The sequence below is a fragment of the Polaribacter haliotis genome (assembly GCF_014784055.1).
Taxonomy (GTDB): domain Bacteria; phylum Bacteroidota; class Bacteroidia; order Flavobacteriales; family Flavobacteriaceae; genus Polaribacter; species Polaribacter haliotis.
In genome coordinates this window covers 585926-600053 of the sequence record NZ_CP061813.1, presented here as the reverse complement: position 1 = coordinate 600053, position 14128 = coordinate 585926, and the positions used below count along the sequence as shown (strand labels likewise).

The following is a 14128-nucleotide window of genomic DNA, read 5'->3' as shown; positions in this document are numbered from 1 at the left end:
ATGAAAAAAATAATTTATAGTTTATTGTTTTTCTGTTTATTAGGAAACATAAACGCACAACAAACACCAGCAAATAAGCAAACAACTGCTTTTTCTATTGAAGGCGCAACTGCACATTTAGGAAATGGAAAAGTAATTGAGAATTCGTTAATTATTTTTAACGAAGGTAAAATTACTTTTGTTGGAAGCGCAATGATGAAAATTGCAAGACAAGGAAATATTATTAATGCTAAAGGAAAACATATTTATCCAGGATTTATTGCAGCTAATGCAACTCTAGGTTTGGTAGAAATCGATGCTGTAAAAGCAAGTGACGACCAAAGAGAAATTGGTATTATGAATCCACATATTAGAAGTTTAATAGCTTACAATGCAGAAAGTAAAGTTGTAGAATCTATGAGACCTAATGGGGTTTTAATGGCACAAGTTACTCCAAGAGGAGGTACACTTTCTGGAACATCTTCAATTGTACAATTAGATGCTTGGAATTGGGAAGATGCAAGCATTAAAACAGACGATGCTATACATATGAATTGGCCTACTAGTTTTACATCTGGAAGATGGTGGTTAGGAGAAGATCCAGCATTAAAACCAGATAAAAATTATTCGAAAAATATTAATAAAATAATTTCTTATTTTTCTGATGCTAAAAATTATTTAGCAGGAGATAAATCTCCAAAAAACCTTCCATTTGAAGCTACAAAAGGTTTGTTTAATGGAAACACTAAATTGTACCTTCATGCAAGTGGAGAAAAGGAAATTACGGATGCCATTACAGAAATGAAGAAATTAGGCATTAATAATTTAGTAGTTGTTCACGGAGTAGGAGCAGAAAATATTTCTGAAATATTAGTTAGTAATAATGTTCCAGTAATATTGGATAGACCTCACAGAAATCCAGATAGTGATGATGATGCTTACGATTATACCTATACAATAGCTAAAATATTAACCGACAAAGGAATTTTAGTTGGATTGGGCATGGAAGGTCAAATGGAACGAATGAATTCTAGAAACTTACCTTTTTATGCAGGAACGTTTGCAGCACATGGTTTAGATAAAGAAGAAGCTGTAAAATTAATCACTTACAATAATGCTAAAATTTTAGGAATCGATAGTTTTGTAGGAACTTTAGAAGTTGGTAAAGACGCTACCCTATTTATTTCGGAAGGAGATGCATTGGATATGAGAACCAATATCATTTCAAAAGCTTTTATACAAGGTAGAGATGTAAGTTTAGAATCACATCAAACCAAACTTTGGAAACGTTATTCCAATAAATACAAATCTAAATAATATACAATTAAAAAAGGCTCGCTATTCGCGAGCCTTTTCAATCAAAAACAGTTAACATGTAATAATAGTTAACGAGTTCTTCTTCATAGCAACTTTTTCTTTTTCAAATAATTTATAAAAGACTAACTAATTATTACATTACAAATATTGGAATAATTTCTTTACCTCCTATACCTACAATTAGGTATATTTGTGTTTATGAAAGAAATTACGAGCATTCATAACTCATACATTAAAGAACTTCAAAAGTTACAAGATAAATCGCGAGAACGTAAAAAAATCGGGCGTTTTATTATTGAAGGAAAAAGAGAAATTTCTTTAGCTATTAAAGGTAATTATGAGTTTGACACGATTCTTTTCGTGGAAGAAATCATTTCAGAAAAAGAAATTTTAGCACTTTTTAATGAAAACGTGAATAGAATTGTTATTTCAAAAGAAGTATATCAGAAATTAGCTTATAGAGATTCTACTGAAGGAATATTAGCTGTTACAAAAGCAAAAGATTTCTCATTGGAAAACATCAAATTCAAAAATAAAAATCCTTTAATTTTAATAGCAGAAAGTGTTGAAAAACCAGGAAATATAGGTGCTCTTCTAAGAACTGCAGATGCTGCGAATTTAGATGCTGTTTTTATTGCAGACCCTAAGAGCGATTTGTACAATTCTAATATTATAAGATCTAGTGTTGGTTGTGTTTTTACAAATGAAATTGCACTAGGAACTTCCGCAGAAATTATTAATTTTCTCCAAAAAAACAACATTAATATATTTGCTGCAACTTTGCAAAATTCAAATGAATATCATAAGGAAAACTATACAGAAGCTACAGCAATCGTTGTTGGAACAGAAGCTACAGGTTTAACAGAACAATGGAGAGATGCAGCAACACAAAATATAAATATTCCAATGCAAGGTCAAATAGACTCTATGAATGTATCTGTTTCTGCCGCTATTATTTTGTTTGAAGCAAAAAGACAACGAAATTTTTAAATATTGAAGTTCTTATTAATATTATAAGAAAAATACTGTTTATGGATTGAAATTTCAACTATTTAAATCTAAAATAATTTAGTAATTTAGAAAATTAATTATAAAATATAGTAAAATGAGTGTTTTAGGAATTGATATTGGTGGTTCTGGAATTAAGGGAGCAATTGTAAATACAAAAACTGGTGAATTACTTTCAGAAAGACACAGAATTGCAACTCCAAAACCTGCAACTCCAGAAGCTGTTGCGAAAGTTGTAAAAGAAATGATACAGCATTTTAAATGGAAAAAAGAAGTGGGTTGTAGTTTTCCTACGACAATAGTAGATGGGAAATGCATTCATTCTGGGAATTTGAGTCCTAAATGGTTAAATGTAAAGGTTGATAAGCTTTTTAAAAAAGAATGTAAACTTCCTTTTTATATAAGTAACGATGCAGATTTAGCTGGTTTAGCAGAAGTAAGTTTAGGAGTAGCAAAAAAAGAAAAAGGAGTTGTAATTGTGGTTACCATTGGAACAGGAATTGGCTCTGGAATGTTTTATAAAGGAAAATTAATTCCAAATTTAGAGGTTGGGAAAATGCTACATACCAATGGCGAAATTATCGAATTCTACACAGCAGATTCTGTCAGAAAAAAAGAGGGTTTAAAATTAGAAGAATGGGCAAAAAGATTTGACGTTTTGCTAGAATATATTAGAGTTGTTTTTACACCAAGTTTAATTGTTTTAGGTGGTGGAATTAGTAAGAAATACGACGATTTTAAAAAACACTTAACCACAGATGTTCCTGTAAAGGTTGCCGAATTTAGAAACAATGCTGGTATTATTGGAGCTGCAATGTATGCTAAGAAAATGAGTAAATAGTTTAATACAAATTTAAATATTGTTTAATTTGGTATTGAATTAAAATTATAAATAATTGCAATTTTGCAAGAAAAATAAATAAAATGCAACCCACTACTCTATTTTACGTATTAATTGCAATATTAGTAGTCGATTTTATTATTGATAAAATCTTAGATTCTTTAAATGAAAAACATTTCGACGATAAAATTCCTGAGAAATTAGCAGATGTTTACGACCAAGAAGAATACAAGAAATCTCAAGCCTACAAAAAGACAAATGCAAAATTCTCGAACATAACTTCTACCTTTTCATTTATATTAATGCTAATTTTCTTTTTTGCAGATGGATTTAAATATGTAGACAACTTTGCACGAAGTTTTACAGACAATACTATTTTGGTGGCACTTATTTTCTTTGGAGTTATAATGTTAGGTTCAGATATTTTAACTACACCTCTCTCCTATTACAAAACTTTTGTGATTGAAGAAAAATTTGGATTTAATAAATCTACAAAAACTACTTTTTGGTTAGATAAATTAAAAGGTTGGTTAATGACAATTCTAATTGGTGGTGGTGTTTTAGCACTTATTATTTGGTTTTATCAACTTACCGGAAAAAACTTTTGGATTTATTCGTGGATTTTAGTTGCAGTTTTTTCATTATTTATGAATATGTTTTATGCAAAATTAATTGTACCATTATTCAATAAACAAACGCCTTTAGAAAATGGAGAATTAAAAACTGCCATTGAAAAATATGCTGCAAAAGTCGGTTTTAAATTGAATAATATTTTTGTGATTGATGGTTCTAAACGTTCTACAAAAGCAAATGCATATTTTTCTGGTTTTGGTTCTCAAAAAAGAATTACGTTGTTCGATACTTTAATTAACGATTTAGAAACCGAAGAAATTGTTGCAGTTTTAGCGCATGAAGTTGGTCATTATCAGAAAAAACACATCATTTTTAATTTGATTACTTCTATTCTATTAACAGGATTTACGTTGTTTATTTTATCATTATTTATAAATTCTCCAATATTATCGGAAGCTTTGGGAGTAGAGATTCCAAGTTTTCATATTGGTTTAATTGCTTTTGGGATTTTATATTCGCCAATTTCAGAAATTACTGGAATAATTATGAATTATATTTCCAGAAAATTCGAATATCAAGCAGATGATTTCGCCAAAGAAACATTTGCGTCAAAGCCATTAATAACTTCATTAAAGAAGCTTTCTAAGAATAGTTTAAGTAATTTAACGCCTCATAAAGCGTATGAATTTGTACATTATTCACACCCTACTTTATTAAAAAGAATTCAAAATTTAGAATCTTAACATTTGTTTCTTACGTTTGTTATTCCTAAATTCACTTTAGATTAAAAACCATTATCTACAAGCAATTTATGGAGTATAATGTTACCATAGAAGAAGAAAACAAAGAAATTGCAAATCGCTACAAAGATTTGCTAAAAGGAACTTATGAAGTTTTATCTAAAGAAGACAAAGAACTAATAAGAAAAGCCTTTGACATTGCTTTGGATGCACATTCTAAACAACGTAGAAAAACAGGCGAACCTTATATCTATCACCCAATTGCTGTTGCTAAAATTGTAGCCATGGAAATTGGTTTGGGTGCCACTTCTATTGCGGCAGCACTGTTACATGATGTTGTAGAAGATACCGACTTTACAATTGACGATATGGAACAATTGTTTGGAGAAACAATTGCCAGAATTGTAAATGGTTTAACTAAAATTTCTCGTTTGAATAAGACACAAGATGCTTCTATCCAAGCAGAAAATTTTAGAAAAATGCTTTTAACTTTAAATGATGATGTTAGAGTAATACTAATAAAAATTGCAGACAGGTTGCACAATATGCAAACAATGGACGCAATGCCTGCCCATAAACAAGTAAAAATTGCATCAGAAACATTATATATTTATGCACCTTTAGCACACAGGTTAGGTTTGTATAATATTAAAACGGAATTAGAAGATTTAGGTTTAAAATACACAGAACCAGAAGTTTTTAATGATATTGTAACCAAGATTAAAGAAAGTAAAGAAGAACAACAAAAATATTTAGAGACGTTTGCAGAAACATTAAAAAGTGGTTTAGATAAAGAGAATTTTGCATATGAAATAAAAGGTCGTTTTAAATCCATTTATTCCATTCGTAAGAAAATGAGGAATCAAAATGTAACTTTCGAGGAAGTGTATGATAAATATGCAATTCGAATTATTTTTACTCCACTTTCTACCGATGAAAAATTTGAAGCTTGGAAAATTTATTCCATTGTAACAGATTATTTTAAACCAAATCCTTCACGATTAAGAGATTGGATTTCGCAACCAAAATCTACTGGTTACGAAGCATTACATATTACTGTTGTAGGCCCAGATGCACAATGGGTAGAAGTGCAAATTCGTTCTGATAGAATGAATGAAATTGCGGAGAAAGGATATGCAGCACATTTTAAATACAAACAAGGAAATACCAACGAAAGTGGTTTAGAATCTTGGTTAAATCGACTAAAAGAATCTCTAGAAAACCAAAGTTTAAATGCTGTTGATTTTGTGGAGGAATTCAAACTAAATTTATATTCCAAAGAAATTTATGTTTTTACACCAAAAGGAGATTTAAAATCGTTACCCAAAGATGCATCTGCATTAGATTTTGCATTTTCGATTCATACAGATGTTGGTTTAAAGTGTAGAGGCGCAAAAGTAAACGGAAAATTGGTTCCTTTAAGTTATACTTTAAAAAGTGGAGATCAAATAGAAGTTATTACAAGCTCTACCAACAAACCAAATGCAAGATGGTTAGATTTTGTAATTACAGCAAGGGCTAAAACAAAAATTAGAGCTGCTCTAAAAGACGAAGAAAAGAAAATTGCAGAAGAAGGCAAAGCAATTTTAATGCGAAAATTACGTCATTTAAAAATTACTTTTAACGATAAAATTGTTAATGAACTAGTCGTTTATTTTAAATTAAGAACCAGTTTCGATTTATTTTTCAGGTTTGGGAATGGTGCGATTGATAATACACAATTAAAAGCATTTGTATCTCAAAGAAATAGTACGTTCTTAAATTTCTTTAAAACGAAATTAAGAAGAAGTCCTTCTTCGAAAGAAAATATAGATTCAGAAGAAGTTACTAACAAATACGATGCTTTAGTTTTTGGTAAAGAAGAAGAAAAATTAGACTATAAACTGTCTAAATGTTGTAACCCAATTCCTGGTGACCAAGTTTTTGGTTTTTTAACAATTAATGAAGGTATAAAAGTTCATAAAAAGAATTGTCCCAATGCAATTTCTCTACAATCTAACTATGCTTACAGAATTATGAAAGCCAAGTGGATTGACTCTACAAAGCAAGATTTTAAGGCAATTTTAAACATTAGTGGTGTAGATAATAAAGGAATTGTAACAAAGGTTACTTCAATTATTTCGAGTAGTAATAATGTTTTTATTCACAGTATAAATATTGCTGGAGACGAAGGTGTTTTCGATGGTAAAATTAGCCTTAGTGTACAGAATAGCTCACAATTAAACAAATTAATTAAAAGCATTCAGAAAGTAGATGGTGTTAAAAAAGTAGAACGTGTTAATACTTTGTAAATATCATTTTTAAAAAAGATAAATTTATTCAGAAATAACTGTAAATTTGTTGTTTCGTAAAATTTTAAGTTAATGAGTAATTCTCTTGAAAATCAAGAAGTAGTTAAAAACGTTTTTACCACATATTTAGAAGAAAACAAACACAGGAAAACACCTGAACGTTATGCTATTCTTCAGGAAATTTATGCGGCAGAAGAACATTTCGATATAGAATCGCTTTATATTAAAATGAAAAATAAAAATTACAGAGTTAGTAGAGCTACTTTGTATAATACTATTGATTTGCTTTTAGATTGTGGTTTGGTAAGAAAACATCAATTTGATGGGCAATCCATGGCACGTTACGAAAAAAGTTATTTCGATAAAAACCACGATCATGTAATTTTTACAGATTCTGGCGAAGTTAAAGAGTTTTGCGATCCAAGAATTCAAATTATTAAAAAAACTATAGAAGATATTTTTGATATTGATATTAAAAATCACTCTCTTTATTTTTACGGAACAAAAAAGAATAAAGAATAACATAACAAGAGACTTAAGTCACTTACTTAAATAAAAACAACAAACAACTAATTAAAACAACCGATGGCTGTAGATTTATTACTCGGATTACAATGGGGAGATGAAGGAAAAGGAAAAATTGTAGACGTACTAACAACAAATTATGATATTATTGCTCGTTTTCAAGGTGGTCCAAATGCAGGGCATACTTTAATTTTCGACGGACATAAACACGTTTTACACACTATTCCTTCTGGGATTTTTCATAAAACAGCATTAAATGTTGTAGGAAATGGTGTAGTAATAGATCCTGTAATCTTTAAAAAGGAGTTAGAGAACTTAGATAAGCATAAAATTAATTATACTAAAACATTATTAATATCTAGAAAAGCACATTTAATTTTACCTACACACAGGTTATTAGATGCGGCTTCAGAAACTTCTAAAGGTAAAGCAAAAATTGGTTCTACATTAAAAGGAATTGGCCCAACTTATATGGACAAGACTGGTAGAAATGGAATGCGTGTAGGAGATTTAGAGCTAGAAAACTGGAAAGAAAAATACGATGCTTTAACTGAAAAGCATTTAAAAATGTTAGAATTCTTTGATGTTAAAATTGAATATGATTTAAAAGAATTAGAGGCTGAATTTAGAAAAGGAATCGATAAATTAAAAACATTACAATTTATAGATAGTGAAGAGTATTTAAACCAAGCTATTAAAGATAAGAAAACGATTTTAGCTGAGGGGGCACAAGGATCTTTACTAGATATTGACTTTGGAACGTATCCTTTTGTTACATCTTCTAATACAACAGCAGCAGGTGCTTGTACAGGTTTAGGTGTTGCTCCAAACAAAATAGGAGAAGTTTTTGGGATTTTTAAAGCGTACACAACAAGAGTAGGTTCTGGACCTTTTCCTACAGAATTATTTGACGAAGATGGAGCAACAATGGCAAAAGTTGGTCATGAATTTGGTGCAACAACAGGAAGACCAAGAAGATGTGGTTGGTTAGATTTAGTGGCATTAAAATATGCTGTAGATGTAAATGGGGTTACACAATTAATGATGATGAAAGGAGATGTACTTTCTGGTTTCGAAACCTTAAAAGTTTGTACTTCTTACAATTATAAAGGAGAAGAAATTTCTCATTTCCCTTATAATATCGAACCGGAAAATGTTTCTGTAAATTACTCTGAATTTAAAGGATGGGAAGAAGATTTAACAAAAATGACTTCTGCAGATCAATTACCTAAAAACTTATTAGACTACGTTGCTTTTATTGAAAAAGAAACTGGAGTTCCTGTAAAAATTGTTTCTGTTGGGCCAGATAGAAAACAGACAATTAATAGATAGTTTTATATAAAATAAAGATTAAAAAAAAGCATCTTTTAAATTATAAAAGATGCTTTTTCTATTTTAAAAACTAACTAAATACAATTATAATATTATCTATAACCACTACTCTATTTTATTAAATGATAGTATTTTGTATTACTTATTTAAAAAAAATAGTATTCAATTATTTTTTTATCCTACTTGTTTTGTCATTTTTTGTTAATCATAAAACTATCTTCTTTTACTTTTAAATCATAAGAAACAAGATATATTTATTTAGTGTAAACAATCTTTTTCTCTTTAGTTTTCGATAACTTCATTTTAAAAAAAGAATATGCATTTCAATTCTGGAAGTTTTCTTTACTATTATTTTAAATAATCATCAATAATAATATCTAAATTTTATAGCCTTAAGATTGCATTTCTTCTTTAAATATTTCGAAGGATATTTCACTTTTTCTTTATTTATTATAATTTATAAGAACAATAAAAAACAACTCCAAATTTTATCCTATTTTTATAAAATAAATTTCACTTTTCTTTAATAGATACCCATATTCTTTTCATTATTTTTGTGAAAAATCATATATTTTGAAAAGATTACTCCTTTTACTTCTTTTAACTATTTCATTTAGCTCTTTTAGCCAAGGGAAAAAAATGGTTTATGGTGCTGAATACCAAAGTGTAGATGAAGAAAAATATCCAGGAGCGATTGTGTTAATTGGAAATGTAAAAATGACACATGAAGGTGCTGTATTAACTTGTAAACAAGCATTGTATTATAAAGATAAAAACTTCTTTAAAGCAATAGACAATGTTGTTATAAAACAAGGAGATACCATCACACAAAATAGCGATTATACAGATTACGATGCCAATTCTAAACAAGCATTATCTTGGGGAAATGTAGTTTTAAAAGACCCTACAATGACGCTTACCACAGATACTTTACAGTTCGATCGTTTAAATCAGAAATTGTATTATAGAAGTTTTGCAACCATTAAAGACCCAACAAATACTTTAAAAAGTAAAAACGGAAACTACTATTTAGAAACTAAAAAATTTACAGCAACTACAAGAGTAACCGTTGTAAATCCAGAACATAATTTAGAATCGAATCATCTAGATTATTATACGAATTCTGGTTTGGCATACTTGTATGGACCCTCTACTATCACAAATACACAAAACGAGAATAAAATTTATTGTGAAAGAGGTTTTTACAACACAAAAACAGATATTTCTTATTTTGTAAAAAATGCAAAACTCTATTTAAAAGAAAGAACTGTAGAAGGAGATAGTTTGTATTACGACAAAAAGAAAGGTTTTGCTTCGGCTACAAATAATATTCAGGTTATAGATACAGTTCAGAATTTTGTAACAAAAGGAAATTATGCAGAAATTTTTGAATTAAAAGATTCGCTTTTTATTGTAGATCGAGCTGTGGCAATTTCAATTATAGACAAAGATTCTATGTTTGTGCATGGAGATACATTATTAGTTACCGGAAAACCGGAAAATCGTGTGATTAGAACCTATAATAATGTAAAGATTTTTAAATCGGATTTACAAGGAAAATGCGATTCGATACATACAGATCAAACAACTGGATTAACAAGAATGTTTAGAGATCCAGTAATATGGTCTGATGCTAATCAAATCACTGGAGATACAATTCATTTATTAACTAATGTAGAAACTGAAAAACTAGACTCTTTAAAGGTTTTAAATAACTCTTTTATAGTTTCTAAAGATTCTTTATCTGATAGTGATTTTAATCAAATTAAAGGAAGAAACATGTTTGGTAAATTTAAAGATAATAAATTACGGTTACTCTTGGTAAAAGGTAATGCAGAGTCAGTTTATTTTAATAGAAACGAACAAACAAATGTTTTAGAAACCATAACTAAAGAAATTTCTAGTAATATTGAATTTATTTTAGAAAAAGGACAAATTGAAACTATTAAGTATTTAAAACGTTCTGAAGGCATTACCTATCCACCATCAAAATTACCTGAAGACGTAAAAAAATTAAGTGGTTTTATTTGGCGAGAAAGCGAACAACCCAAAAAGAAAGAAGATATTTTTAAAAAAGATAATAAAACACCGAAAGAAAATAACAAAGAAATTATTAAGCCTAAGGTTGTTTTAGAGCCAAAATCTAAGAAAAAATCAAAAAAAACAAATCTTCCTACAAGAAAAGATCAATAATATGAAATCTGATTTTTTAAAATATCAAGCGCAAACTTCTCCATACCCATTAGCTATAGAAATTTCAAATGCGAAAGGAAGTTATATTTACGATGTTGTTGGAAAAAGATATTTAGATTTTGTTGCTGGAGTTTCCGCAAATAGTTTAGGACATTGTCATCCAAAAGTTACAAAAGCTATTAAAAACCAGCTAGATACTTATGCTCATGTAATGGTTTATGGTGAATTTATTCAAAAACCACAGGTAAATTTATGCAAATTATTAGCAAATAATTCACCTAAAAATTTAAACGCTGTTTACTTAACAAATTCTGGAACAGAAGCTACTGAAGGCGCTTTGAAATTAGCAAAAAGAATTACAAATAGACCTGAGATAATTGCTGCAAAAAACTCCTATCATGGAAATACAATGGGTTCTATGAGTGTTTCTGGAGTAGAAAAACAAAACCAAGCTTTTAGACCATTAATACCTGGTACAAAATTTATTGAGTTTAATAATGAAGCAGAAATAAATAAAATAACGAAAAACACTGCTGCTGTAATTTTAGAAACCATACAAGGTGGTGCTGGATTTATAGAACCAGAAAATAATTTTTTATCTAAGGTAAAACAAAAATGCAAAGAAGTTGGAGCTCTTTTAATTTTAGATGAAATTCAAACAGGAATTGGTAGAACTGGAACTTTCTGGGGTTTCGAAAACTATAATGTAATTCCAGATATAATTATTACAGGAAAAGGTTTAGGTGGTGGAATGCCTATTGGTGCTTTTATTTCTTCTTTCGAATATATGTCTTTATTAAAGGACAATCCTAAATTAGGCCATATTTCTACTTTTGCTGGAAATCCAGTAATTGCTGCAGGTGGTGAAGCTACAGTTAAAGAAATATTAAACAAGAATTTAACTTCTGAGAGCCTTCGAAAAGAAGAAATCATCAGAAAACATTTAAAACATCCTGCAATAAAAGAAATTCGAGGAAAAGGTTTAATGCTTTCAGCTATTTTAGATACTCCTGAATTAGCAGTTCAAACTGTTCACAAATGTTTAGAAAACGGACTTATTTTATTTTTCTTACTTTTTGAAACTAGAGCTATAAGAATAACGCCACCACTAACAATTTCAGATGATGAAATAATAGAAGGTTGTAAAATAATTGTAGAGTCTTTAAATTCAATTATTGAAAAATAAATAACAAGTTTCTTAAAATCAATAAATTACATACGTAATATTTGTTCATTTTTATATTTTAACATAAAACTGTTAAATTTTCACACTTCAATCATTTGTTTGTTAATTATATATTAAAGTCAATTTTATATTGAAACGTTTTTAGAATCACAGCGTCTCTTCAATATAACATTAACCCAAAACACTTATAATTATGAAAAATTTTAAAACAATTATCGCTATTATCGCAATTAGTTTATCAACTGTATTTTCTGCATCTGCAAATGATATAGATCCAAAAACGAACAAAGAAACAAAAGCTCTTAGAACAGAAATAGTTGCCTTTATAGGTAATAAAATTTCTATTGAAGTTGAAAAAATAACAACTGCAGAAGTTTCATTTGTAATAAACAATAAAAACGAAGTGGTAGTTTTATCTGTAAGTTCGAAAAATTCTGAATTAAATAGTTTTCTTAAAAAGAAATTAAATTACAAAAAAGTAGTTGCTAAAGGAATTAAAAAAGGAGAAATTTATATAATGCCTTTAAAAGTAAATGTAAAATAAGCACGTTCTTTAAAAGTTTTAAACTGTAGTAAGATTTCTTTCTACAGTTTTTTTTTGTTCTTTTTTATACAAAAGTTAAAAATATATTCTTTTATGTTAAAGCTGTTAATTAATTATTAAAATGAGAATTTTTATGAAACGTTTTCTAAATTGAAGCGTCTTTTAGATATAACAATAACCCAAATCACTTATAAATTATGAAAAATTTTAAAACCATTATCGCTATTATCGCTCTAAGTTTAACTACTGTTTTTTCTATAGTTGCAAATGATAAAGATCTTAAAGTAGAAAAAAAAACAAATAAGTTAAGAACAGAAATGTCTGCATTTATAGGAAAAAATGTTCCTGTAGAAATAAAGAAAACTACTACTGTAGAAGTTTCTTTTATGATTAACAATTTAAATGAAATAGTAGTTTTAACTACAGATTCTAAAAACAGAGAATTAAATTTATTTTTTAAGAAAAAATTGAATTATAAAAAAATAGTTACAAAAGGAATTACAAAAGGAGACGTTTATAAAATACCTTTTAAAGTAAATGTAAAATAGTACAACTGGTTGGTTAGTTGGATGCCTATTAAGAGTAATTTTTACTTTTTTTAGGCATTTTTTTTGTTGCAAAAACAGAGAAGGATAAACGTATTAAAACGATTATCCTTCAATTGAATCAACCATTAACAATATGTTGATAGTAGATTGTATCTTTTTCTGTTTTTATCTTTTTACAGAACCAGTAATAGATGCTTTTGGTCCAGCTCCCAAATCAATCGGAGAATGATCTACTGCATCTGTTGCTACCTTTTTAGCTAAAGGCTTTAAAGCAAATGGTGCTGGGCTATCATCTGGACTTGGTTCAACTGATATTACAATTGTTGCACCTCTTAAATCTGTTGGAAAAGTTTGTCCATCTGGAGCGTTAGTTAAGAAATCTTCTCCAGGAAAAAATCCATCGGGTCCATTTGGTGCTGGTAAAGCATTTACTCCACTAAATCCTCCAAATTCGTCAGTAGCACTTAATTTTGTAAATTTTCCTGTTGTTACTGGTTTTCCATTAATTACTGCCCAACCTTCATATTTCCATCCATCTTCTAATTCTGGTAAACCTAAACCTGCTGTTGGTGGAGTTCCTGGTGTTAAAAACCAAACACCACTTCTTTCGTTATTATTCATTCCATCTGTAGGAGTTGCTAAAATAAATTTCCCCCAAGAATTACTAAAATCTCCTACAATATTAGAGTTTACTGTTGCTGTGTTTCCTGAAAAATCTCCCGCCAAAATTTTAGTTTTGGATGGAGCTGGATCTGTATCGTTTTTTGGCTCAATAGACAATACAAATTTTGTAGCCGCTTCTAAATCGTTAAATCCAACTGAAAATGTTTGTGGAAATGTTACACTTGTAAATGTTCCTGTACTTACTGGAGCTCCATTTACAATAAGCCAACCTTCGTAAACGAAGTCTGTACCTAATTCTTCTAAACCATCTAAATTAATAGTTAAATTACCTGTTGTTGGTTCGTTGTCGTTGTTACTACATGCTACAAAGAATGCAGTTAATGCAAAAACCATTGCTAAATTTAAAACTTTTTTCATCTTATTAATG

The 14128-nt window shown here is 28.9% G+C and carries 12 protein-coding genes; 11 read left to right on the top strand and 1 reads right to left on the bottom strand.

Annotated elements, in window-relative coordinates:
• From H9I45_RS02335 to H9I45_RS02285, 11 genes are all read left to right on the top strand, one after another.
• Positions 1-1296, top strand: a complete 1296-nt coding sequence (locus H9I45_RS02335) for an amidohydrolase family protein (protein ID WP_088353546.1) — start codon at positions 1-3, stop codon at positions 1294-1296.
• A 198-nt stretch (positions 1297-1494) separates the two neighbouring features.
• Positions 1495-2286, top strand: a complete 792-nt coding sequence (locus H9I45_RS02330) for a TrmH family RNA methyltransferase (RefSeq protein WP_088353547.1) — start codon at positions 1495-1497, stop codon at positions 2284-2286.
• 115 nt (positions 2287-2401) lie between these two features.
• Positions 2402-3145 carry a polyphosphate--glucose phosphotransferase gene (gene ppgK, locus H9I45_RS02325; RefSeq protein ID WP_088353548.1) on the top strand — a complete coding sequence of 248 codons (744 nt, stop codon included), beginning with the start codon at positions 2402-2404 and terminating at the stop codon, positions 3143-3145.
• Between the two features lie 83 nt (positions 3146-3228).
• The gene (locus H9I45_RS02320) at positions 3229-4461 is read left to right on the top strand and encodes a M48 family metallopeptidase (RefSeq protein WP_088353549.1); all 1233 of its coding nucleotides are present in this window, start codon (positions 3229-3231) and stop codon (positions 4459-4461) included.
• 68 nt (positions 4462-4529) lie between these two features.
• Positions 4530-6749: a RelA/SpoT family protein gene (locus tag H9I45_RS02315; RefSeq protein ID WP_088353550.1), complete on the top strand. Its 2220-nt coding sequence runs from the start codon at positions 4530-4532 to the stop codon at positions 6747-6749.
• Between the two features lie 72 nt (positions 6750-6821).
• Entirely contained in the window at positions 6822-7271 is a 450-nt protein-coding gene (locus H9I45_RS02310; RefSeq protein ID WP_088353551.1) for a Fur family transcriptional regulator, read from the top strand.
• A 63-nt stretch (positions 7272-7334) separates the two neighbouring features.
• Entirely contained in the window at positions 7335-8606 is a 1272-nt protein-coding gene (locus H9I45_RS02305; protein WP_088353552.1) for an adenylosuccinate synthase, read from the top strand.
• A gap of 573 nt (positions 8607-9179) precedes the next feature.
• Positions 9180-10799, top strand: a complete 1620-nt coding sequence (locus H9I45_RS02300) for an OstA-like protein (RefSeq protein WP_228455017.1) — start codon at positions 9180-9182, stop codon at positions 10797-10799.
• Between the two features lies 1 nt (position 10800).
• A complete protein-coding gene (locus tag H9I45_RS02295) occupies positions 10801-11985 on the top strand; it encodes an aspartate aminotransferase family protein (RefSeq protein WP_088353554.1) in 1185 nt (394 codons plus the stop codon).
• Between the two features lie 193 nt (positions 11986-12178).
• Positions 12179-12529: a hypothetical protein gene (locus H9I45_RS02290; RefSeq protein WP_088353555.1), complete on the top strand. Its 351-nt coding sequence runs from the start codon at positions 12179-12181 to the stop codon at positions 12527-12529.
• A gap of 197 nt (positions 12530-12726) precedes the next feature.
• Positions 12727-13077, top strand: coding sequence for a hypothetical protein (locus tag H9I45_RS02285; RefSeq protein ID WP_088353556.1), 351 nt, complete (start codon positions 12727-12729; stop codon positions 13075-13077).
• 165 nt (positions 13078-13242) lie between these two features.
• On the opposite strand, the gene H9I45_RS02280 is transcribed toward H9I45_RS02285, so the two are convergent.
• Complete coding sequence (locus tag H9I45_RS02280; protein WP_228455014.1) at positions 13243-14118, bottom strand: anti-sigma factor; 876 nt, start codon at positions 14116-14118, stop codon at positions 13243-13245.
• Between the last annotated feature and the right edge of the window lie 10 nt (positions 14119-14128).

Bases quoted from the DNA above. Each gene is read 5' to 3' on its own strand.
- H9I45_RS02335 (WP_088353546.1), top strand. From the start codon at position 1: ATGAAAAAAATAATTTATAGTTTATTGTTTTTCTGTTTATTAGGAAAC.
- H9I45_RS02330 (WP_088353547.1), top strand. From the start codon at position 1,495: ATGAAAGAAATTACGAGCATTCATAACTCATACATTAAAGAACTTCAA.
- ppgK (WP_088353548.1), top strand. From the start codon at position 2,402: ATGAGTGTTTTAGGAATTGATATTGGTGGTTCTGGAATTAAGGGAGCA.
- H9I45_RS02320 (WP_088353549.1), top strand. From the start codon at position 3,229: ATGCAACCCACTACTCTATTTTACGTATTAATTGCAATATTAGTAGTC.
- H9I45_RS02315 (WP_088353550.1), top strand. From the start codon at position 4,530: ATGGAGTATAATGTTACCATAGAAGAAGAAAACAAAGAAATTGCAAAT.
- H9I45_RS02310 (WP_088353551.1), top strand. From the start codon at position 6,822: ATGAGTAATTCTCTTGAAAATCAAGAAGTAGTTAAAAACGTTTTTACC.
- H9I45_RS02305 (WP_088353552.1), top strand. From the start codon at position 7,335: ATGGCTGTAGATTTATTACTCGGATTACAATGGGGAGATGAAGGAAAA.
- H9I45_RS02295 (WP_088353554.1), top strand. From the start codon at position 10,801: ATGAAATCTGATTTTTTAAAATATCAAGCGCAAACTTCTCCATACCCA.
- H9I45_RS02290 (WP_088353555.1), top strand. From the start codon at position 12,179: ATGAAAAATTTTAAAACAATTATCGCTATTATCGCAATTAGTTTATCA.
- H9I45_RS02285 (WP_088353556.1), top strand. From the start codon at position 12,727: ATGAAAAATTTTAAAACCATTATCGCTATTATCGCTCTAAGTTTAACT.
- H9I45_RS02280 (WP_228455014.1), bottom strand. From the start codon at position 14,118: ATGAAAAAAGTTTTAAATTTAGCAATGGTTTTTGCATTAACTGCATTC.